19 protein-coding genes and 1 pseudogene are annotated in these 20,891 nt (G+C 63.0%); 4 read left to right on the top strand and 16 right to left on the bottom strand.

Annotated features, from left to right (window positions below):
* Window positions 1-117 precede the first annotated feature (117 nt).
* Window positions 118-2,343, top strand: a complete 2,226-nt coding sequence (locus AC1DX6_RS11750; RefSeq protein WP_477313332.1) for an adenylate/guanylate cyclase domain-containing protein — start codon at window positions 118-120, stop codon at window positions 2,341-2,343.
* Window positions 2,344-2,676: 333 nt separating this feature from the next.
* Here the strand turns inward: AC1DX6_RS11750 and AC1DX6_RS11745 are convergent.
* Window positions 2,677-2,786: pseudogene (locus AC1DX6_RS11745) on the bottom strand (MoaD/ThiS family protein); the annotation flags it as partial.
* 245 nt (window positions 2,787-3,031) lie between these two features.
* On the opposite strand from AC1DX6_RS11745, the gene AC1DX6_RS11740 reads away from it, so the two are divergent.
* Entirely contained in the window at window positions 3,032-3,622 is a 591-nt protein-coding gene (locus tag AC1DX6_RS11740) for a YajG family lipoprotein (protein ID WP_477313330.1), read from the top strand.
* 69 nt (window positions 3,623-3,691) lie between these two features.
* On the opposite strand, the gene AC1DX6_RS11735 is transcribed toward AC1DX6_RS11740, so the two are convergent.
* The 7 genes from AC1DX6_RS11735 to flhA all read right to left on the bottom strand — a co-directional run bounded on the left by AC1DX6_RS11735 (window position 3,692) and on the right by flhA (window position 11,005).
* Window positions 3,692-3,937, bottom strand: a complete 246-nt coding sequence (locus AC1DX6_RS11735; protein WP_477313328.1) for a MoaD/ThiS family protein — start codon at window positions 3,935-3,937, stop codon at window positions 3,692-3,694.
* A 14-nt stretch (window positions 3,938-3,951) separates the two neighbouring features.
* A complete protein-coding gene (locus tag AC1DX6_RS11730; RefSeq protein WP_477313326.1) occupies window positions 3,952-6,216 on the bottom strand; it encodes a xanthine dehydrogenase family protein molybdopterin-binding subunit in 2,265 nt (754 codons plus the stop codon).
* A 1-nt stretch (window position 6,217) separates the two neighbouring features.
* Window positions 6,218-6,694 carry a (2Fe-2S)-binding protein gene (locus AC1DX6_RS11725; RefSeq protein WP_477313324.1) on the bottom strand — a complete coding sequence of 159 codons (477 nt, stop codon included), beginning with the start codon at window positions 6,692-6,694 and terminating at the stop codon, window positions 6,218-6,220.
* The gene (locus AC1DX6_RS11720; RefSeq protein ID WP_477313322.1) at window positions 6,694-7,554 is read right to left on the bottom strand and encodes an FAD binding domain-containing protein; all 861 of its coding nucleotides are present in this window, start codon (window positions 7,552-7,554) and stop codon (window positions 6,694-6,696) included. Before AC1DX6_RS11720 ends, AC1DX6_RS11725 begins: the two co-directional genes overlap by 1 nt.
* 225 nt (window positions 7,555-7,779) lie before the next feature.
* Window positions 7,780-8,163, bottom strand: a complete 384-nt coding sequence (locus AC1DX6_RS11715; RefSeq protein WP_477313320.1) for a hypothetical protein — start codon at window positions 8,161-8,163, stop codon at window positions 7,780-7,782.
* A gap of 5 nt (window positions 8,164-8,168) precedes the next feature.
* A complete protein-coding gene (gene fliR, locus AC1DX6_RS11710) occupies window positions 8,169-8,921 on the bottom strand; it encodes a flagellar biosynthetic protein FliR (protein WP_477313318.1) in 753 nt (250 codons plus the stop codon).
* Window positions 8,918-11,005, bottom strand: coding sequence for a flagellar biosynthesis protein FlhA (gene flhA, locus AC1DX6_RS11705; protein WP_477313316.1), 2,088 nt, complete (start codon window positions 11,003-11,005; stop codon window positions 8,918-8,920). The genes fliR and flhA overlap by 4 nt, the downstream gene beginning before the upstream one ends.
* A 106-nt stretch (window positions 11,006-11,111) precedes the next feature.
* Between flhA and AC1DX6_RS11700 the strand changes: the two genes are divergently transcribed.
* Both AC1DX6_RS11700 and AC1DX6_RS11695 read left to right on the top strand, forming a co-directional pair.
* Complete coding sequence (locus AC1DX6_RS11700) at window positions 11,112-11,411, top strand: putative quinol monooxygenase (RefSeq protein WP_477313314.1); 300 nt, start codon at window positions 11,112-11,114, stop codon at window positions 11,409-11,411.
* A 149-nt stretch (window positions 11,412-11,560) separates the two neighbouring features.
* On the top strand, window positions 11,561-13,342 hold the full coding sequence (locus AC1DX6_RS11695; RefSeq protein WP_477313312.1) for a chloride channel protein: 1,782 nt from the start codon (window positions 11,561-11,563) through the stop codon (window positions 13,340-13,342).
* A 16-nt stretch (window positions 13,343-13,358) separates the two neighbouring features.
* Here AC1DX6_RS11695 and AC1DX6_RS11690 read toward each other — a convergent pair whose 3' ends face one another.
* From AC1DX6_RS11690 to AC1DX6_RS11655, 8 genes are all read right to left on the bottom strand, one after another.
* The gene (locus AC1DX6_RS11690) at window positions 13,359-14,366 is read right to left on the bottom strand and encodes a diguanylate cyclase domain-containing protein (protein ID WP_477313310.1); all 1,008 of its coding nucleotides are present in this window, start codon (window positions 14,364-14,366) and stop codon (window positions 13,359-13,361) included.
* A 126-nt stretch (window positions 14,367-14,492) separates the two neighbouring features.
* A complete protein-coding gene (locus AC1DX6_RS11685; protein ID WP_477313308.1) occupies window positions 14,493-16,136 on the bottom strand; it encodes an MFS transporter in 1,644 nt (547 codons plus the stop codon).
* Window positions 16,137-16,309: 173 nt separating this feature from the next.
* Window positions 16,310-18,217: an asparagine synthase (glutamine-hydrolyzing) gene (asnB, locus tag AC1DX6_RS11680; RefSeq protein WP_477313306.1), complete on the bottom strand. Its 1,908-nt coding sequence runs from the start codon at window positions 18,215-18,217 to the stop codon at window positions 16,310-16,312.
* 105 nt (window positions 18,218-18,322) lie between these two features.
* Window positions 18,323-18,589, bottom strand: a complete 267-nt coding sequence (fliQ, locus tag AC1DX6_RS11675; RefSeq protein WP_258608584.1) for a flagellar biosynthesis protein FliQ — start codon at window positions 18,587-18,589, stop codon at window positions 18,323-18,325.
* A gap of 28 nt (window positions 18,590-18,617) precedes the next feature.
* Complete coding sequence (gene flgD / locus AC1DX6_RS11670) at window positions 18,618-19,025, bottom strand: flagellar hook assembly protein FlgD (protein WP_477313303.1); 408 nt, start codon at window positions 19,023-19,025, stop codon at window positions 18,618-18,620.
* Entirely contained in the window at window positions 19,025-19,468 is a 444-nt protein-coding gene (flbT, locus tag AC1DX6_RS11665; RefSeq protein WP_477245855.1) for a flagellar biosynthesis repressor FlbT, read from the bottom strand. Before flbT ends, flgD begins: the two co-directional genes overlap by 1 nt.
* Window positions 19,465-19,812, bottom strand: coding sequence for a flagellar biosynthesis regulator FlaF (gene flaF / locus AC1DX6_RS11660; protein WP_477313301.1), 348 nt, complete (start codon window positions 19,810-19,812; stop codon window positions 19,465-19,467). Before flaF ends, flbT begins: the two co-directional genes overlap by 4 nt.
* A 31-nt stretch (window positions 19,813-19,843) precedes the next feature.
* A complete protein-coding gene (locus tag AC1DX6_RS11655; protein ID WP_477313299.1) occupies window positions 19,844-20,890 on the bottom strand; it encodes a flagellar hook-associated family protein in 1,047 nt (348 codons plus the stop codon).
* Window position 20,891 lies beyond the last annotated feature (1 nt).

Below are 20,891 nucleotides of genomic sequence, written 5' to 3'. Positions count from 1 at the left end.
ACATTTTCTGACCTAGACGCTCTGCGTACCGCGACCGGCGGGGTCGTTAATGCGCGGTCAGTCGGAGTTCCTTTCCGGCACGACCGATCCTATAATCTGCTTGGGCCAGGTGAAACGATGGACCGCAAGCTCTCCGCCATTCTCGCCGCCGATGTCGTCGGCTACTCGGCCCTGATGGAGCGCGACGAGGCTGGCACGTTTGAACGCCTTCGCGCCGGACGCAAGGAACTGTTCGAGCCCGAAATTGCCCGCCATCACGGGCACATCTTCAAGTTGATGGGCGATGGACTTCTCGCCGAGTTCGGCGGCGTCGTCGATGCTGTCGAGTGTGCCGTGTCGCTGCAGCGCGGCTTGGCGGAACGCAATGCCTCGGTTCCCGAAGCTGAACGGCATCGGGTGCGGATCGGGATCAACCTTGGCGAGGTGATTGTCGAGGGCGAGGACCGATATGGCGATGCGGTCAACATCGCGGCCAGGCTTCAGCAGCTTGCGGAACCAGGCGGCATCTGCGTCTCCGGCAAGGTAGCAAAGGAAGTTGAGAAGAAGCTGGCCTTCGGCTTCGAGTCGATGGGTGACCAGCGCGTCAAGAATATCGCCGAGCCCATCCCGGCATTTAAGGTCAGGCTCGATGGTTTACACGTTCGCGCGCCCATCGCCCCCCGCATCCGTCTTCGATCGCTTGTCGCGACGATGGCGGTTGTCGTTGCTGTCGCTGTCGGCGTGACCAGTGGCTGGTGGTTTTTTGGTCGAATGCCCGTTGCGACAATCACGGCGACCCCTTCCATTGTCGTGCTCCCGTTTGACAATTTGAGCGATGATAAAGAGCAGGGCTATCTCGCCGACGGGATAACTGAGGATCTGACAACCGAACTTGCTGGCGTTCCCGGATTATTCGTCATTTCGAGAAACGCGGCTTTTGCCTATCGCGACAAGGGTCTTCCGCCGGGCCAGATAGCCAGCGAGCTGAAGGTCCATTTTATCCTCGAAGGCAGCGTGCGCAGGGCAGGCAACGACATACGCATCAACGCCCAATTGATCGATGCCGCCTCTGACGGCCATATCTGGGCCGAACGATACGACGGGGCATGGAGTGATATCTTCGCGCTGCAAAACAAGGTCGTCGGAAATATTGCGTCTGCGCTCAAGCTTCGCCTCATAGAGGACCGCAACTCACCCGATGTCCTCGGAGGAACCCGGAATCCGGCAGCCTATGAAGTGTTTCTTCGCGGGCTCGAGCGAGAATATCGCGGGGAGTCCGGCGACTGGTCCGCGGCCATTTCTTTCTATCAGCAGGCGCTCAAACTTGATCCAGAATTCGGCCGGGCTACCGCAAGGTTGGCAACGGTATATTGGAACGCTGCCGGCCAAGTCCCCGTCCAGAAGGAACTCGGCCTTTCCGATGACTCCGTCTGGGGCAAGTTCACGGAGTATCTGGAGGAAGCGAGCAAGCATCCATCGCCAACATATTATCAGCTACGGGCCGATCAGCTGATCTACAAGCATAGATCAGGCGAGGCGACCGCGGCGGCAGAGCGCGCGGTCGCCCTCGATCCGAGCGACCCCGACGGCTACTCGCAGTTGGCTATCGCTTTGACCTTCGACGGAAGGGCGGCAGAAGCGCTTGACACTTTCGACACGCTCATGCGGGTCGAACCCAAGTGGACGCCCTGGCGCCGGTATCTTGTTGGCATTGTCTACTTCGCCATGAATCGGCTCAACGATGCCGCGGCGAATCTCGAGAAACTCGATCCGGAGATCGGCACTTCGACCGCCTATTTCTGGCCGAACTATCAGGGGCGCTGGCTGCTCGTTTCGGTATATGCGCATCTCGGTCGCCTTTCCGACGCAAGCAGGGTTCTTGCAGAACTCAAACCGTACATAGCCCAGACGGACGACCGTGAGCTCACCGGCCTCATGGCCATGGGACCTTTCCCGTTCAGGAACTACGCCGACCTCGGTCGTGTCCTCGAGGGCTTGCACAAGGCCGGCGTGCCGGATCTCCCTTACGGATACGATCAGCTGGGAACGCGTCTGAGCGGGCAAGAGGTAGCAGCACTGCTTTTTGGCAGCGAAAACGAAGGGCGTGACCTCAACTGGGGGGATCAGTCCTCGGGAAAGATACTCAAAGACGGCACATTCTACGCGCATGTGGGCGACTGGCGAGAGACGGGAAGAAGCTGGATCGAAGGCGACGCCTTGTGCTTGGATTTCCCTAGCCAATTCCGGAGGTGTGCGGCCGTCCTGAAAAACCCGGGAGGCACGTTTGAGAAGCGCAATGAGTATCTTTTCGTCCACCCATGGGCGAGGTTTGAATTCTCAATCACGAAAAGACTTGAGGACTAGGTTCTGTTTCGCACAATTGCGCTTCGCACCGACGACGCAACAGGTTTCGCGTGGTACTCGCGTCGCCGAGCGGGCGGCAACGGCTTCGCCCCGATGTTTCGCGGAGGGATCGACTGAACTGATCACAAGATCTGGAAATGGCGCAAGGCGGCCAATTCGACGCTGCAGTCGCGCGTCTGCGTCAGGCAACGGCGACGAGCATCGTAGTGGCCGACTTAGGTTGAAATGGAACGACCGCTTTGGCCAGATCTGCTCCCGGTAGCCGACAGTCAGTTTCCGGCCCATCCTTGGCGTTCGAGGCCTTGACGCTAGGCAATGGCGGCGCCTTCCCCATCACCCCCCAGCCAGTCGCGGCAGCAGGAAAATCTCCGCCCCTCCGGCAGTTCCTTCGACCGCGTATCGCGATAGATCGTGCTGTCGATCGCGACCGCGATGCCGCGATCGATCAGGGCTCGAAGTCGGGCGAGGCGCGCTCGCGTGTAGGCTGCCGACTGAAGGACCCCAAGCGTAAGCATTCGCCGAGGGCCGAAGAATCAAGGCATCAACATTATCGCTGAGGTTCGCTGTTCTGACGTCGGTCGGATCGTAGGCCGCGCTACCCCGACCAGCTTGTCGTAACGTGTGCGGTACTCCCCGAATAACCTGTTGTGTAGTATGGCGAATCGCCTTTGAAAATTTGGAGATTCCATTGCTTCGCCGCAGTCTTATTGCCTTTGTCGCGGTCGCGCTTACCGCTTGCTCCACGTCCTCCATTGATCCGCAGAGCAAGGCCTCCATAGGCCTCGTCTACGTGGAGCCTGTGCAGTTGTCAAAAGCCACTGTCTTTGCGCCAAATCTAAGTGAGGCAAATGAAAGTTCCGGGAAAGTGCCCGCCACGGTGGCAGAGGCTACTTCTCGTCTTCAAGAGGTCGTTGATACGCGCACCAACCTGCGCGAGCTCATCGAGAGTCAGGCGAAGGAAGACCTCATTGCCAGGGGATATCGCCTAACAGACGCGGCATCAGGCGCCTCCGCCAGGCTGAAGATCAACGTGTACCACGCATTGAGCGTACCAATTGGCGAGGGGCGAGGGATTGCAATGACCGTCAGCGCCGAGATGGTTCGTTCATCGGACGGCAAACGGTTAATGTTCGCTGGCGCCAGCCAAATCAAGGATTCGGAAGCGAAGGGAGTTCGCGTGGCACCCTATGCCGATTGGTTCACCAATGATGATTTCGTCGTAGAGCAGTACCGCCTGGTAGCTCGGCTGCTTACTACTCAGGCCCTTGCGGGCCTGTAGGGACTTAGGAACTCGGTGGAGGCGGGCCTGATCGACCGACCATGCGGGCGAGTGCAGTCGCCGATCTGCCTATCCCCCCGCCAGTCTCGGCATCAGAAAAATCTCCGCCCCGGGCGGCAATTTCTTCGACCAGGTGTCGCGGTAGATCGTTCCGTCGATCGCCACGGCAATGCCCTTCTCGATCCAGGGCTCGAGGCCGGGATACTGTTCAGCCAGCTTCCTGAACAGCTCCCTTATATCCTTGGCCTCGACCTCGACCTTGCTCTGGCCGCCGGCGAGCTGGCCGAGTGCGCCCCAGAGCGTGACTTCGACCATCCGTTCGACCTCGCTCAGCCTCCCCGTTCCGCCTCGATCGCCGCCAGGATGCGCGGCGGCGACATCGGGATGTGGGTCATGCGCACGCCGGCTGCATTCGAAACCGCATTGGCGATCGCTGCCAGCGGCGGGACGATCGAGGTCTCGCCAACGCCACGCACGCCATAGGGGTGGTTGGGGTTGGGGATCTCGAGGATCTGCGTGTCGATCATCGGCAGGTCGGAGCAGACCGGGATGCGGTAGTCGAGGAAGCCGGCGTTCTGCAGCCGCCCGTCCTTGCCGTAGATGTACTCCTCGTTGAGCGCCCAGCCGATGCCTTGCGCGGCGCCGCCCTGGTACTGGCCCTCGACATAGGTCGGGTGCACCGCCTTGCCGGCGTCCTGCAGCACCGTGTAGCGGATGACCCTGGTGAAGCCGGTCTCGGGGTCGACCTCGATATCGCAGATATGGGTGGCGAAGGAGACGCCGGCGCCGTCGGCGACGAGCTCGCTGTGGCCGGCGATCGGGCCGCCGGTCTTGCCGGACTCCGCCGCGATCTCCTTCAGCGACAGTTTTCCGAGATTGCCGTGCTTCTCGCCCTTGGCGACGGCATGGCCCTTTTCCCAGATCACGTCGTCAACGGCGATGTCCCACATCTGCGCGGCGCGGTCCCTAAGGATTTTGATGGCGTTGCGGGCGGCTGAGATCGTCGCCATGGAGGAGGAGAAGGTGCCGCGGCTGCCGTCGGTCATGTCGTTATAGCCGAGGCTGGACGTATCGGCGATCACCGCCTTGAGCTGGGCATAGTCGATGCCGAGCTCCTCCGCCGCCACCAGCGACAGCGAGGCGCGTGAGCCGCCGACATCGACGGTGCCGACGGCCAGCGAGACCGAGCCGTCCATGCCGATGTTCAGATCCACGCAGGTCTGGCCGCCGAAGTTGAACCAGAAGCCGCAGGCCATGCCTCGGCCCTGGTTCTTGGCCAGCGGCGCCTTCATGTGCGGATGGTTCTTCGCCGCTTCCAGCGTCGGGCCGATGCCGATCGGGCCATAGACCGGGCCGTAGGACGATCTGGTGCCTTCCTGGGCGGCGTTTTTGATGCGGAACTCGACGGGATCCATGCCGAGCTCCTTGGCCAGTTCGTCGACAGCGCTTTCCACCGCGAACGCCGCCATGGGTGCGGAAGGCGCGCGATAGGCCGCCGTCTTCGGCCGGTTGACCAGCACTTCGTAGCCGACGGTCTTGACGTTATCGAGCTTGTAGCAGGCGAACGCGGTCATGGCGCCGATCTCGGCCCAGGAGCCGGCATAGGGGCCGCAGGAATAGCGCAGCGTCGCTTCGGCGGCGGTGATGGTGCCGTCTTTGCGGGCGCCGATCTTCACGTCGACCGACGTGGCGCTGGTCGGGCCCGAGGCGCGGAACACCTCGTCGCGGGTCATCACCAGCTTGACCGGGCGGCCTGCCTTGCGTGACAGCGCCAGCGCCACCGGCTCGGCCCAGACATGGGTCTTGCCGCCGAAACCGCCGCCGATCTCCGACGAGGTGACGCGCAGCTTCGAGGCTTCCATGCCAAGCAGTTGGGCGCAGTGCTGGCGGTAGACGAAATGCCCTTGCGTGCAGACCCAGAGGTCGGCGGTGCCGTCGGAACTGACGCTCGCCACGCAGGCATGCGGCTCGATATAGCCCTGGTGCGTCTGCTCGGTCTTGAACGAGCGCTCGACGATGAAATCGGCGTGCCCAAAGCCCTGATGGACATCGCCATGGCCAAACTGGCTGCGCTTGGTGACGTTGGACGGCTTGACCGGCTCTTCCTCGAGGCCTTCGGTGAAGATGGCATCGTTGATGAGAGGCGCCGAGTGCTTCATCGCCTCGTCGACATCGGTGACATGCGGCAAAAGCTCGTAGTCGACCTCGATCAGCTTCAGCGCTTGCCTGGCCGTGCGGGCATCGACCGCGGCGACCGCGGCCACCGCATGGCCGTCATAGAGTGCCTTGGTGCGCGCCATGCAGTTGTCGAGGATGTCGTACATGGCGGCATCGCCATCGGTGAGGTCCGGCAGGTCTTTCGCCGTGATCACCGCCTTCACGCCGGGAAGCTTTTCCGCCTTCGAGGTGTCGATCTTCCTGATTTTCGCATGGGCGTGCGGGCTTCTGAGAACACGCCCGACCAACTGTCCCGCCATGTTGAAGTCGGCGCCGTAGCGGGCGCGGCCGGTCACCTTGTCGACGCCGTCGGGGCGGATGGGGCGTGTGCCGACGGATGTGAAATTACGCCCGGAATAACGCGGATCGAAATTCATCTCAGGCTCCCTTCATCACGGTGGCCGCGTCCTGGACGGCGCGCACGATCTTGTCATAGCCGGTGCAGCGGCAGAGATTCCCGGCCAGCCCAAAGCGGATTTCCTCTTCGCTCGGGTCGGGGTTTTTCGTCAAAAGGTCCTTGGCCGCGATCAGGAAGCCCGGCGTGCAGATGCCGCATTGCAGGGCCGCATGCTCGAGGAACTTCTGCTGCAACGTGTGCAGCTGGTCGCCATGCGCCATGCCCTCGACGGTTTCGATGCTCCGTCCTTCAGCCTCGGCGCCAAGCACCAGGCATGAGCACACCAGGCGGTCGTCGAGGATGATGCTGCAAGCGCCGCAGTCGCCGGTGCCGCAGCCTTCCTTGGCGCCCGTCAGCCCGAGCCGATCGCGCAGCACGTCGAGCATCGTCTCGTCCGGCTGGCAAAGATACTCGAAATGGTCGCCGTTGATTGTCGTTGAGACTGCTATACCAGCCATCATTTGCCTCCTGCACGTGCATAGGCGGTCGTCGCGGCCCGCTTGGCAAGCACGCCCGCAACCTTACGCCTGAATTCAATGGTACCCCGCTTGTCGTCGATGGGACGGCAAGCCCCGGCGCAGACCTTGGCGAGCCGCTCAAGTGCTGCTTCGTCCAGCTTCCTGCCGATGAGCGCCTCGGCTGCCTCTTCCACCAGAAGCACCGTCACTGCCACGGCGCCCAGCGCCACGCGGGCCGCTTTGACGATGCCCGCCTCATCGATCGTCAGGTTGACGCCGGCACTGACCACCGCGATGTCCATCTCGGTGCGGGGGATGAAACGTAGATAGGCGTCGCCCGAACGCGGCGCGCGCTTGTCGAGCAGGATCGCCTCGATGATCTCGCCCTTGGCGAGCGACGTCTTGCCCGGTCCGATCGGCACGCTGCCCACGGAAATCGTGCGCCTGCCCGCTGGCCCGACAATTGATGCCCGGGCGCCGGCCGCGACCAGCGCCGGCACGCTGTCGGCCGCCGGCGAGGCGTTGCAGAGATTGCCGGTGATGGTGCAGCGCCCCTGCACCTGCTTCGAGCCGATCAGCTTCGCTGCTTCGACGACGCCGGGCCATGCCCTCTTCAGGGCGGCGCTCTCTCCCAGGACGGCGCAGGGCACCGCGGCACCAATGCTGAAGCCGTCAGCTGTTTCCTTGATTTCGCTCAAGCCGGCGATGGCCTTGATGTCGACGATCAGGTCGGGTTCGATGAAGCCGCCCTTCATCCTCACCAGGAGGTCGCTGCCCCCCGCAAGGATGGCGGCCGGGCCTATTGCCTTGGCGAGCTCGCCAACGGCATCTTCGATTGAAAGCGGACGTATGTAACGCATCGTCTCCCCTTGGATATCGGAATTTCAGCGACCGTTATAAACTGTCTCCTCATAATGGCCATCCGCTTCCTCGGCTGCGGCGATTGGGCCAGGCGCCGAAAAATCGAGTCCCAACACAGGCTGAACTGGCGTGCGCCCGTGAATGGCCGCAACTGGCTTTGAGGTGGCTTTTGGGGAAACTTCTGAAATGGATCAATAGGATAGTCAGAAGCAGAATCCCCGCCGCTACTCCTGCGCGCGCTTCTGCGCGATGAGGTCCAGCCGGTCGCGATCGGAGCGCTCGCGGTCGTCGCGGCGGCGCACGTCCTTGTAGGCGCGCTCGACCATGTTGGTGCGCGCGGTTGCGGTGGCGATCAGGCCGGCCTCTTGCCTGGCGCTTTCCAGGCTCGCTTCCTGGCGCACCACGGCATTGGCGATGCGGCGATGGTAGAGATCGGGAAACAGCCCGGCCAGCGAATCGGCCGCGTCGAAATGCTCGACCAGCTCCTTTGCTTCCGTCTGCGCCTCTGCGGCCGCCGACAGGAACGTCGCATGGCGGGTCTCGTGCAGCGCCTTCAGCTGTTCCTGCACCTTGACCAGTTTTTTCAGACGATCCTTGCGCGTGCTCATTGTTTCTACCGGGCCAGCGTGAGGTCGACAAAGCCGTTGACGAACAGCGACAGCAAGGTGCCGATGGCGAAGTAGAAGATGATCAGCCCGCCGGCGATGACGAAGGGCAGCGAGATGAAATAGACCGGGATCTGCGGGGTCAATTTGTTGACGAAGCCGATGGTCAGGTTGACCAGGATGGCATAGGCGACAAAGGGGCTGCCAAGGCGGATGACCAGGAAGAAGGCGTCCGACACGGTGTCGGTGACATCAACCAGCGCCGCCTGCGGGTTGAAGAAGATGTTGACCGGCGCGACCGTGTAGGAGGAGACCAGCGCGCGCACGATCTCGTGATCGAAGTCGAAGACGAAAAGCAGCATCAGCGCCGAAAACGAGATGATGGCGGCAAGGGCCGCCTGCGGTTCGGCTTCTTCGATGGCGGGGCCGCCGGTGCCGCCATAGCCGATCATCGTGGCAATGCCGGCGCCCATGAAGCGCAGCGCCTCCATGTAGAGCCTGGTCATGGCGCCGATCAGCCCTCCGATCAGCAGTTCCGAGACGATCATCGGCGCCAGGATCTGCGGGCGCGGATCGACGAAGGGGTAGATGCGGTCCCACAGGAAAGTGAGCAGGCCGCCGGTGGCGGCGATGGCCACGAACAGCCGGACCTGGACCGGCACGCGGGCGCTGGACAGGCCGGGCATCAGCATGAAACAGCTGCCGATGCGGCAGAAGGCGAGGAAGGCGGCGATGACGACGCCTTGCGACAGCGCGGTCACGATATGGTCCCGAGCACCTTGATCTCGACGCCCTTGGCGATTTCGACATGGCTGAGCACCGGCAGGGTGGTGAACAGGCGCTCGATGATCATGCGCACATAGGGGCGGGCGTCGGGCGCCGTGACGAGGACAAAGCGCTCGCCGGCTTCCAGATGCTTGCGGATCGCCTTGGTCGCGTCCTGGCCGAATTCCTCGAGCTGGCGCGGGTCGATGTCGAATTCGCGCACCTCGCCCTTGGCGTCGCGCTTGAGGCTCTGGTGGAAGGCGAGATCCCAGCGGTTGCCGAGGCGCAGCACCTTGAGCACGCCGCCTTCGGAAAGGTCGCCGCAGATCTGCTGGGCCATGCGGATGCGGACATGCTCGACGATCTGCTCGGTGCGGCGCACATGCGGCGCGATCTCGGCGATGGCCTCGATGATCAGGTGCAAATTGCGGATCGAGACGCGTTCGGCGAGCAGCAACTTCAGCACCGCCTGCAGGCCAGGGTAGGAGATGTGCGAGGTGCAGATCTCGTCGGCGAGCTTGCGGTATTCCGGATCCTGGCGTTCGAGCAGCGCCTTCATGTCCTTGTAGGAGAGAAGCTGCGGCAGGTTGTTGCGGATGACTTCGGACAGATGGGTGAGCAGCACCGACATGTTGTCGGCAAAGGTGTAGTTCTCGCGCTTCAGATCCTCGGCAAAGGTTTCGAGCACCGAAAAGGCGCGCATGCCGAAGGCCGGCTCGCGGATCTCCTCGCCGGGCATGTCGGGCAGGTCGCGGGTGCCGAGCAGCACCATGATCTCGCCGACGCGCATCTGGTATTCGGCGACCACGGTGCCATGCACCTTGATCTGGTAGCTCTTCGGCGGAATGCCGAAATCGTCGGCGACGCGCACCTCCGGCACCACGAAGCCGTACTGCGTGGCAAACTTCTTGCGCATCTTGGCCATGCGGAAGGCCAGTTCCTGGTGCGACACCAAAAGCCGCGTCGACAGCTGCTTGCCGATCAGAAGCTCGATCTCGGCGGTGGCCAGCGAGGCCTTGACCGAGTTCTTTTCCTCCTCGACTTTGGTTGCCTTCTCCTGGTTCTTCAGCGCTTCAGCCTCGGCGAGGACCCGGTTGGCGCGCATCGGAATGATGTAGCCGAGACCGGCCATGCCGCCGGCGAGCGCAAAGAACGGGAACAGTGGCAGGCCGGGCATCAGGCCGAGCAGGACGAGCAGCGATGCCGCGACATAGAGCGCGCGCGGATGGGCGCCGAGCTGGCCGAACACCGCCTGGTTGGTCGAGCCGCGGGTGCCGCCCTTGGAGACGAGCAGGCCGGCGGCGAGCGAGACGATCAGCGCCGGGATCTGGGTGACGAGGCCGTCGCCGACCGACAGCTTGATGAAGACATCGGCGGCTTCGCCCATGCCCATGCCGTGCCTGATATAGCCGATGGCGATGCCGCCGACGATGTTGATGGCGGTGATGATGAGGCCGGCGATGGCGTCGCCGCGGACGAATTTCGAAGCGCCGTCCATCGAGCCGAAGAACGACGATTCCTCCTCCAGCTCGCGCCGGCGCAACTGCGCCGTCTTGTCGTCGATCATGCCGGCGGAAAGGTCGGCGTCGATCGACATCTGCTTGCCGGGGATGGCGTCGAGGGTGAAGCGCGCGCCGACTTCGGCGATACGTGTCGCGCCCTTGGTGATGACGATGAAGTTGACCACGATCAGGATCATGAAGACGATGAGGCCGATGACGAAATCGCTGGCCATCACCAGCCTGGAGAAACCGGCGATGACATAGCCGGCGGCATGCGTGCCCTCATTGCCATGCGCCAGGATCATGCGCGTGGTGGCGATGTTGAGCGACAACCGCAGCATGGTGGCTATGAGCAGCACGGTCGGGAACGAGGAGAAATCGAGCGGCCGCTGAATCCAAAGCGCCACCATCAGGATCAGCACCGACAGCGCGATCGAGAAGGCAAGGCCGATGTCGATGAGGAAGGCCGGAATCGGCAGGAACAGCACGGCCAGGATGATGACGATGCCGATGGCGAAGAAGACGTCGCGACCGTTCTTGGCCACCGCGCCGGGCTGGATGCTTTCGCTGATCGCCATGTCGTCCCCAGATCACAAGCCTGCCGAGCATGCGACAGCCTTTCCACCCTAGCTGGCCAAGCTTGCGCGAAGGTGGGAGACTGGGCTGTGAAACAAGAGGGTTCGCATGCTCGTCATCATTGGCACTGTTCGCCTGCCGCCGGAAAAGCTTGAGCAGGCAAGGCCGGCGATGGAGCGCATGGTTTCGGCCAGCCGCGCTGAACCCGGCTGCCTCGAATATTCCTACGCGCAGGATGTCTTCGATCCGGGTCTCATCCGGATCACCGAAGTCTGGAGCAGCAGGGCGGCGCTCGACGCCCATTTCGCCGCGCCCCATCTCGCAAGCTGGCGCGCAAGCTGGCCGGCGCTCGGCATCGGCGATCGCAATCTCGTGCTCTATGAGGCGGGCGAGCCCAAGCCAACCTGATTGATCGGCAACGGCCTTTCGCCATTGTCCTCGGGGGCGTGCCAAAGAAGCGCTGTTCGATGGCCGGTATCGCGGTTGCCATGCGGTATCGCCGGGCGTATCAGCACGGCAGCGCCTTCACACCATTCGGATATCGGCGAGCCGCTCCGGTGCCTTCCAGAAACGAACCGCAAGTCTATGCCCGCCGGCTTCGCGCGGTGCTGATCAGGTCGATCCCGCTGCTCGAGGCACGCGGCATCGTCGTCGTCATTCTGGCCGGCGGCGTCGGGGTAATGGCGGCGGTGCTGGTTACCGCGATGAGCCAGATTGTCCAGGACCTGCATGGGCTGCTGTTCGGTGTTCAGCCTGGCGGCCGGCTTTCAGCGATGTTTTCGCTCGCCAACCCGGTTCAGGCGCTGGTCCCGGCGATCGGCGGCATCCTGCTTGGATTGACGGTGATCTGGCTGCGAAGGCGAAAATTCCGCACCCCGGTCGATCCGATCGAGGCCAACGCGCTCTATGGCGGGCGCATGTCGCTCACCGATACGTTCATCATCGCCGGGCAGACGATGATCTCGAGCGGTTTTGGCGCTTCGGTCGGACTGGAGGCCGGCTACACGCAGGTCGGTTCCGGACTGGCGTCGCGGCTGGCGCGTGCCTTCAACCTGCGGCGCAACGATGTCCGCATCCTGGTCGGCTGCGGCGCTGCCGGTGCGATTGCTGCCGCCTTCGACGCGCCGCTGACCGGCGCCTTCTACGGCTTCGAGCTGGTCATCGGCATCTATTCGGTCGCCAATGTCGCGCCGGTGATGACCGCCGCGATCTGCGCTTCGCTGACCGCCGAGCTGTTTGGCGTGGTGCCGTTTCCGCTCGAGCTCTCCGGCCTGCCGGAACTCACCGCCAGCCAATATCTGCCGTTCCTGCTACTCGGCCTGCTCGGCGGCGCTGCTTCCATTGCCATCATGCATCTGGTGAGCCTGATCGAACGCGGTTTCGCCAGGCTGTCGATCGACGCCTCGCTGCGTCCCTTCATCGGCGGCGTCATCGTCGGGCTTTTGGGCCTGATCACGCCGCAGGTGCTGTCCAGCGGCCATGGCGCGCTGCATCGCGAATTCGCGATGAATTACGGGCTCGCTGTCGTGGCCAGCGTCTTCGTGCTGAAACTGGCGGCCTCGGCGATCTCGCTGGGCTCGGGCTTTCGCGGCGGCTTGTTCTTTGCCTCGCTGTTCCTCGGCGCCTTGCTCGGCAAGATGTTCGCCGGCGTGATGGCTTTTGTCTCGCCAGCGACCGGCATTGACCCATCGGTCGCCGCCGTTGTCGGCATGACGTCGCTGGCGGTCGGCGTTGTTGGCGGCCCGCTGACGATGACGTTCCTGGCGCTGGAATCGACCCGCGACCTGACGCTCACCGGCGTGGTGCTGGCGGCGTCGCTGATGGCGGCGATCCTGGTGCGTGAAACCTTCGGCTATTCGTTCTCGACATGGCGCTTCCATTTGCGCGGCGAGACGATCCGCAGCGCCCATGATGTCGGCTGGATGCGCAGCCTGACGGTCGGCTCGATGATGCGAAAGGATGTCCGCACCATCGACGCCGCGACCACGCTTGCCGCCTTTCGTTATGCGGTGCCGCTTGGTTCTGCCCAGCGCGTCATCGCGGTGGATGCTGGGCAGCATTATGCCGGCGTGCTGATCGTCGCCGAATTGCACAGCGTTCAATCCGATGGCGAGATGCCGGTGCTGTCGCTGGCGAAATTCAGGGATGCGGTGCTGGTGCCGAGCATGAACGTGCAATCGGCGGCCGAAACCTTCCAGCGCGCCGGCGCCGAGGAACTGGCGGTGGTCGAGGATTTCGACAATCAGGTCGTTGTCGGGCTTTTGACCGAAGGCCATCTGATGCGGCGCTATGCCGAGGAACTCGACAAGGCGCGGCGCGACCTGTCGGGCGAGGGGTAACAGGCAGTCGGCCGCTTCAGGCTGAGCGCGGCTCGGTGGCGAACTGTTGTTCGTCACTTTTCTCATAGAAATTGAATGTGCCCCGACCGCCGCGCTTGCTCCGGTAGAGCGCAAGGTCGGCTTTCCGCAACAGCTCGTCCAGTGACAATCCGTCGTCGGGTGCAGCGGAAATTCCGATGCTGGTGCCGATGGAGACCGAACGCCCGCAAACAACGAACGGTTCATGCATGGCGGCAACCAGACGGCGTGCAAGCACACCGGCGTCGGATCGTTTATGGATATCGGTCTGCACGATCGCGAACTCGTCGCCTCCAAGGCGTGCGACCGTGTCGTGATCGCGAACCGAGGCACGTAGTCGTCCGGCAACCTGCTTCAGAAGCTCATCTCCTGCCTGATGGCCAAGCTGGTCGTTGACCGGCTTGAACCGATCAAGATCCAGGCACAGGACGGCTATGGTTCCGCTCCGCTTCGTCTTGGCGATTGCCTGCTGCAAACGGTCATTGAAGAGCGCGCGGTTGGGAAGATCGGTCAGGTGATCGTGGTGCGCCATATGGGCGACGAGTTCCTGGTTGCGACGTTGCTCCGTCACATCCAGGTAGGTTGTCACAAATCCGCCTCCGCTAAGCGGAACGCCTCGCACTTCAAGCACGGTGCCATTGGGGCGGGTGCGGTGGTAGCTGTGCGGCGTTCGCTGTCTGACCAGTTCGAGGCGCTTGCTCACGTGTTCGTCAGCCGAACCAGGGCCATACTCACCTCGCTCGGCATTGAACCGGAACAAATCCTCCATGCTTGGATAGCCATTGCGGAAAAGCTCCGGGGGATAATCCAGCATGGACTTTTGCTGGTCGTTGCAGAGGACCATCCGCAGGTCGTCGTCAAACAGGGATATGCCACCAGGGAAGTTGTCGACGACTGCCTCCAGAAGCCGAACTCTTTCGCGCAGAAACTGCTCCGATGAACGGACCTTTGCCGGTTCGTTCGATTTGAAATCCATCGGTGCGTGCGACTTGCGCAATGCTGGCATAAGGCTTCTCGTTGCTCCTTGCACGGGCTTGCCGTCAAGGTCACGAATACGCCGAGAATCTTTATATCAGGTTTCTCTAAAATTGATTCAGTCGCTGGGAAGCGACCCAATCCAGCCAGCAAGGCCCTAATGCTCGATCGGCCCTTTCGGCATCACCAGCGCCGTGCCAGCGGTTGTCGGGCGCTCGATCATGCGCCGCACGCGCGGCGGCTCGTCGCCGCTGTGCAGCGCCCTTATGCGCTCGCCGATGACGGCGTCAGCATGGGTGGTGCGCTTGTTGTGGCGGATGTATTCGAGCCAGGTCGGCGTGTGATAGTGCTCGATCCATATCGCCGGGTTTTCAAGGTCGCGCGCCAGCGTCCAGTTGCGGGCGCCGTCGCGGCGGCGGACGCGGCCGCGTTCAGCCATGACGCCGAGGAATTCCGGCACGTCCTCGTCACGGATGATGTACTCGATCATGATGGCGATCGGGCCGCTGCGCGGCTTGAGGTCGAGTCCGAGATGCGGCTCCTTGAAGCGATTGAGCGGATCGAGATTGAGCATCGCCTGCTGGGGAAGCGGCAGGAGCAGGCCGATGGCGCCGCCCGCCAGCATGGTGACGCTCGCGGCGATCAGCGCTGTTTCGGCGCCATGCGCATCGGCAACGACGCCCCAGACCCAGCTGCCAAGCGCGATGCCGCCGAAGGTCGCCGTCTGGTAGACCGAGAGCACCCGGCCAACCACCCAGCGCGGCGTCGACATCTGCACGGTGACGTTGAAATGCGACAACGCGTTCACCCAGCAGGCACCGCCGAGGAGCAGCCCGAGCGAGGTCTGCCAGGCATGGTGGCTGATGGCGGCGTTGAAGGCGCAGAGCGCGAAGCCGGTGAAGGCCATTCGTACCATGGTCTCGCTGGACAACAACTGCCGCAGCCGGACGCTGACCAGCGCGCCGCCGACCGCGCCGATGCCGAAGGCGCCGAGCATGATGCCGTAGGTCAAGGCATCGCCCTTGACGACATCGCGCGCCACCAGCGGCAGCAGCGCCAGCACCGCGCCGGCGCTGAAGCCGAAGGCCGACCCCCTGACCAGCACCTTGCCGATGTTGGGCGACATGGCGACGTAGCGCAGGCCGGCGCCCATTGCCGCGCCCAGCGTCTCGCGCGGCAGCGTCGACGCCGGCAGTTCCGGCTTCCAGCGGGCCAGCACGATGATGAGGCCGACATAGCTCACTGCGTTGGCGGCAAAGGCCGCTGCGGCACCGGCTGCGGCGACGATGATGCCGCCGATCGCCGGGCCGACGCTGCGAGTCAGATTGAAGCCGAGCGAGTTGAGCGCGACCGCCGCCGGCAGCTTGGGGCGCGGCACCATATCGCCGACGGAAGCCTGCCAGGATGGACTGTTGAGCGCCGTGCCGCTGTCGATCAGGAAGGTGAAGGCAAGCAGCGTCCACGGCGTGATCAGACCGAACCATGTGAACAGCGTCAGAAGCACCGAGACGACCAGCATGAAGGTCTGAGCGACCAGCATCACCTTGCGCCGGTTGAAGCTGTCGGCGATGGCGCCGGCGACGAGCGCAAACAGCATGATCGGCAGCGTGGTCGAGGCCTGGACGAGCGCGACCTGGTAGGACGAGGTGGCGATGGTGGTCATCATCCAGGCAGCGCCGACGCCCTGGATCAGGCCGCCGAAATTCGACACCAGGCTGGCCGACCATACGGCGCGGAAAATACCATGGCTGAACGGCGCCAGCGCCGAGACGCGTTCGCTGGCCGGCTCGTCATCGATCATAAAAGCTGCCTGCCTTCACCTGCTGGTTTCGTCCCTGAACCATGTAGCGCGTGGCACCCAAAGGGCGAACGCCTGTTCAAAGAAGATTATGATCCAACAACAGGATAGCGAAGGCAAAAATACGTCCTGAGGGGACAGTCGTTTGCCCAGCGCAAGGTTCTCATTGGTCCACGTCAGCGGGCGTCCCGGCTGGCGGCATGCAGGGCTTCGGTCAGGTTGCCCGCCGTCTCGCCGCCGGCGTAGAGGCGCAGGAAAAGCTCCATGCCGACAAGCCGCATGCGGGATGATTCATCGCGCGCCGCAAGTTCCACCAGGTCTTCCAGGGAAGACGCCGGCCATTTCATGGCATCCCGCAAGAACCCCTTGCGCAACAAACCCTGGGCGCCGGCGCTAAAGTCGGGAGACATGTCAAAACCGACCTTTTTTGCGTAGACATTCTGGCGTGGGATGTGCTTTTCCGCAACCTTTTTCAAAAGCCACTTCCCGGTCTTGTCGCGATATTTTTGTCGCCTGGGCAGATGGATGGCAAAATCGATCAGCCTGTTCTCGAGGAAAGGGACCCTGAGTTCCACCGAAGCAGCCATGCTGAGCCGGTCATGCCTGTGCAGCAGGTCCTGAAGATGCCCGTAAAGGTCCTGGAGGCAGCTGCCCAGAAATGCGCGGTCGCTGAGTGGCGTCACCGGCCCCAGCAGGTCGAAGAGCTTCGTTTGCAGAAAGTTCAGTTCCGGCGACAGGGCCCGCAGCACGGCGTTACGGTCCGATCCTTTGCCACCACCCACCGAGATCGCGTATGGCGCGCGGCGCAGACGCTTGAATTTCCGATCAAGCGAGCGCTTCGACTGAAACAGCCGCTGCGGCCACGACCATGAACGCCACAGCTTCATGCTCGCCGCCTGCCAATTGTAACCGCCAAAAAGCTCGTCGGCGCCTTCGCCGGTGAGCAGGACCTTGATGCCATCGGCCCGGCACTGTTCGGCAAGCGCCAGCAGTGCGGGCCGGCTGGCGTGCCATCCGTCGCTTTCCAGATGCCAGACCATTCTCGGCCACAGTTCGAAAAAGCGGTCCTTGTCGAGCGGCACCCTGCGCAAGGGCACGCCGACATGGCGGCCGGTTCGCTCGGCGCCTTCAGCTTCGCTGCGGCCAATGAGGGGGTCAACGACATAGCCGTGGATCTCGGGCCGGAAGCGCTTGGCCAGCGCGGTAATCAGGCCGGAGTCGACGCCGCTGCTGCAAGCCGTGGCAACGCTGGTGTCGGCGATGCAGTGTATTTCGATGCTGTCCTCGATCAGCTTTTCCAGCGCCGATATGCGGTCGGGGTCGGATGCCCTGTCGTCGTTGATGCGCGCCGTTTCGAGGACATCGAGAACATGCCAGAAACTGCGTTTCTCGACGCCGTCATCGGTGATCCTCCACAGGCCGGCGGGCGGCAGGCGCTCGATCCTGTCGAACAGGCTGTAGCTCGAATCGCGGCTCTGCCAGGCGAGCCGCAAGGTGATTTCACGCGTGTCGATGGCGCGTGCAAACCCTTCGCAGGCAAGGATCGCCTTGTCCTCGGACGCGAAGATTATGCGGTCGTTTGTCACCGCCACCGACATCGGCTTGATGCCGAGCCGATCGCGGCAAAGCCACAGCGTATCGTCTCGCAGATCGAAATAAGCGAAGGAGAACATGCCGTCGAACAGCGGCACCGCCTTGTCCGGCCCCCAGTGATGCAACGCCTGAAGGACCACTTCGGTATCCGACACAGTCCGAAAGACATTGCCTTCGGCCTCGAGGGCGCCGCGCAGCGCCCGGTAATTGTAGACCTCGCCATTATAGACCAGCGCGCCCTGGCCGTTCGCGGTCAGCATCGGCTCGCGCGCGGCAGGCGACGGATCGATGATCGTAAGCCGCCGGTGACCCAAAGCGAGCCGGCCGCTGTTCCAGCTGCCATGATCGTCCGGACCGCGATGCACCAGCGCCTGCATCATGCGGGCGACATCCGACAGGTCACGCGCGCCGATCGGACTATGCTTTCGCCAGACGCCGGCTATTCCGCACATGGCCTGCCGGTCGGTCTTGCCTGGTTCATGGCATTCCAAGACATTGTCGGGACAAAGGGCGCCGCTGGCAGAGCTGATGCGTTGCCGCGAGAGAGCAATCTATCCGGAACCCGGGCGGCTGCAAGCGCGGCCTTGAGCCATTGGCTAGAAGCCGTTTTCGATGCGCTCGAAAATGACGTTGGTGAAGGCCGATATCTGGCTGCCGATAAACGGGCCGGTCAGCGCCACAACCAGCATGATGGCGACGATCTTGGGCACGAAGGTCAGCGTGATTTCCTGGATTTGGGTCAAAGCCTGGATCAGGGCAATGCCGATGCCGACCACCATGGCCACCAGCACCACCGGCGCGGAAGCGGTCAGCACCGTCCACACCGCATACTGGACGATATCGAGAGCGTCTGCCTCGTTCATGGGATAAGACCCTGGCTTGAGATAAGCCCTAGCTTGCGGCCTTCACCGAGACGCCCGGACCGACCGCGATTTCCGTGCCGTTCTGCAGCACCGCGATGAGGCCGCTGCTGGCCAGCCGCACCGACGCCACAGTGCCCGTGGTCTTGCCGTCAGCGGAGGTGATCGAACGGCCGATCAAGGCATCGGCTTGCGACAATGCCGAGGACTGCATGATCTGGTCAAGCTTGGTGTTGGTCTGCACCGATTGCTCTACCTGCGAAAAGGTGGCGAGCTGGGCGACATACTGCGTCGAATCCATCGGCTTCGTTGGATCCTGATTTTTCATCTCGGCGATCAGCAGCTTCAGGAACGACTGGTAGTCGACCGCCGTCTTCGAGGTTGACTGGGTGGTCTGGTTGGCGCCGGTCGGTATGGTGGTCGTCATGTCCACATTCATCAGTATCGTGCTCCCACAGCCAGCGGGCGCTGCGCACCCGCAACATCGTCATTGCCGCCAAGCGCGCGGCGTTCGAGCGGATAAAGCGCGCGGATCGCCTTCAGCGCTTCGTAGACATGATCCTCGCCGACCATGCGGTCGATCTGCTTCAGCCCGCCGCAGATCTGCTCATCCTCGAAGCTTGCCAGAAGCAGCGGCAGCGAGCGGCGGAACATGTCGCGCGCCTCGACGGCGCCTGACGGGTTCATCAGCATGACCTGGAGGATGAAATAGAGCTGCTTGAGCGGCGTCGAGGCGTCCTCGGGCTGGATCACGTGGCTCTCGAGCAGGAACTGTACGTCGTTCATCAGTTCCACGGTGACCTTGCGGTCGACGCGGATGACGGCGCCGTTGATGTAGATCTTCTCGTTGGGTTTCAGCGAGATCTTCAGCGTGTTGGTCATTGAATGCCGTCCCTGATGATCTGGGACACTTCAATCAGCCCCTCGAAATTGTCGGTGCGGCCCTGGCGGATGTCTTCGGTCTCGCGCAGCAGCCACAGGCCGATGGAGATCAGGTTGGCGCGCAGCTCCTTGGGCAGCGCGTTGTCGCTGGAGCCGAGATCGTCGACGAAGGTGGTCCAGATGCGGTTGGTGAAGTGCAGCGCCTCGACCGCCTCCATCGAACCGTGACCGACAGCGGCCGCCGCCGACAGCATGTCGATCGAGCGGGTCAGCAACTGCCGCTCGCGATCCTTCGCGTCGGTAACGGAGTCGGTCTGGATGTCGGCGTAGGAGAATTGGTACATCGTTGGGCTCTACCGTTCCATTTGCGAGTTGTCAGGTCAGGTAATTCAACAGGCTGAGTTGCTGCAGGCGCGCCGTCAGCGCGAAAGACGTCTCGATATGCTGCGTAAGATCGGCGACCCGGGTGGCGGCTTCGGCAGGGTCGACACCTTCGAGATCGAGGATGTGCCGCTCGAAAAGATCGACCTGCGTCTTCATGCGGTCGCTGGCGTCGGACACGCGTTTCTGGACAAGACCGGTCTGCGACTGCAACTGGGCGAGCCCGCCGAGTGTGTCGCCGACCAGCGACACGGAACGGGTGACGACCGTATTGCGCGCAGCCTGGCTGATGTTGCTGGACAGCAGGCCGGTGATCATGGCCGACGCCATGGCGAGCTTGCGGATGCTGTCGCTGTTGGCGCTGACCGAGGTCTGGGTGGTGTCGTTGAGCGCGATGCGGCTGGTGATCTGCTGGTCGGTGGCACTTGACCAGTTGGTCTGCCAGCCGGAGCCCAGGAACTGCGGCTCGACACTGCTGGTGATGAAGCTGTCCATTTGAGTGGCGGTGATTGCGGCCGCGGCCGGGGCGTTCTGAGTGAAGCCGAAATAGGCGACGAAGGAGGCGTCGAATGCCGCCTTGGCGGGCGAGCCGGCGGCGGTGAAGTCGTCGATCGGCTTGACGTCGGTGTTGGTGCCGGCGAACAGGTACTCGCCGTTGACGCTGGTGTTGAGGATCGACGTCAGTTGCTGCAACGCCGCATTGCCGGCGTCATGGGTGATGGTGCTGGAGGAATCGCCGGAGGTGGCGGTCAGGGCGGTCAGCAGGTTCTGCGCGACATCGGAGAGCTGGCCAAGCGAATTCTGGGTCGACGAAAGCCGGGCGGTGACCAATGCGTTGGAATCGATGATGACATTCAGCCGGTCGAGATCGCGCGAGAAGGTCACGGCCTGAGCGGTGCGTCCGCCAAGCGCCAGGCCGACATCGGCGACCGTGCCCGTCGTCGCCTCTTTCTGGGCTTTGACGAGATCGCTCTGCATGCGCATCTGCGAATAGCGCTGCGCGTTTGACATGGCGGCTGAGGAGACGGATGTCGCTTTCATG

This window comes from Mesorhizobium sp. P2_C4 (assembly GCF_056404575.1).
Note: the sequence above shows the minus strand (reverse complement) of the source record. Positions and strands in the feature narration are given on the sequence as shown.

Bases quoted from the DNA above. Each gene is read 5' to 3' on its own strand.
- flgD (WP_477313303.1), bottom strand. From the start codon at position 19,025: ATGAATGTGGACATGACGACCACCATACCGACCGGCGCCAACCAGACC.
- AC1DX6_RS11730 (WP_477313326.1), bottom strand. From the start codon at position 6,216: ATGAATTTCGATCCGCGTTATTCCGGGCGTAATTTCACATCCGTCGGC.
- AC1DX6_RS11720 (WP_477313322.1), bottom strand. From the start codon at position 7,554: ATGCGTTACATACGTCCGCTTTCAATCGAAGATGCCGTTGGCGAGCTC.
- flhA (WP_477313316.1), bottom strand. From the start codon at position 11,005: ATGGCGATCAGCGAAAGCATCCAGCCCGGCGCGGTGGCCAAGAACGGT.
- AC1DX6_RS11735 (WP_477313328.1), bottom strand. From the start codon at position 3,937: ATGGTCGAAGTCACGCTCTGGGGCGCACTCGGCCAGCTCGCCGGCGGC.
- flbT (WP_477245855.1), bottom strand. From the start codon at position 19,468: ATGACCAACACGCTGAAGATCTCGCTGAAACCCAACGAGAAGATCTAC.
- AC1DX6_RS11685 (WP_477313308.1), bottom strand. From the start codon at position 16,136: ATGATCGATGACGAGCCGGCCAGCGAACGCGTCTCGGCGCTGGCGCCG.
- AC1DX6_RS11750 (WP_477313332.1), top strand. From the start codon at position 118: ATGGACCGCAAGCTCTCCGCCATTCTCGCCGCCGATGTCGTCGGCTAC.
- AC1DX6_RS11690 (WP_477313310.1), bottom strand. From the start codon at position 14,366: ATGCCAGCATTGCGCAAGTCGCACGCACCGATGGATTTCAAATCGAAC.
- flaF (WP_477313301.1), bottom strand. From the start codon at position 19,812: ATGTACCAATTCTCCTACGCCGACATCCAGACCGACTCCGTTACCGAC.
- AC1DX6_RS11655 (WP_477313299.1), bottom strand. From the start codon at position 20,890: ATGAAAGCGACATCCGTCTCCTCAGCCGCCATGTCAAACGCGCAGCGC.
- AC1DX6_RS11715 (WP_477313320.1), bottom strand. From the start codon at position 8,163: ATGAGCACGCGCAAGGATCGTCTGAAAAAACTGGTCAAGGTGCAGGAA.
- fliQ (WP_258608584.1), bottom strand. From the start codon at position 18,589: ATGAACGAGGCAGACGCTCTCGATATCGTCCAGTATGCGGTGTGGACG.
- AC1DX6_RS11725 (WP_477313324.1), bottom strand. From the start codon at position 6,694: ATGGCTGGTATAGCAGTCTCAACGACAATCAACGGCGACCATTTCGAG.
- AC1DX6_RS11700 (WP_477313314.1), top strand. From the start codon at position 11,112: ATGCTCGTCATCATTGGCACTGTTCGCCTGCCGCCGGAAAAGCTTGAG.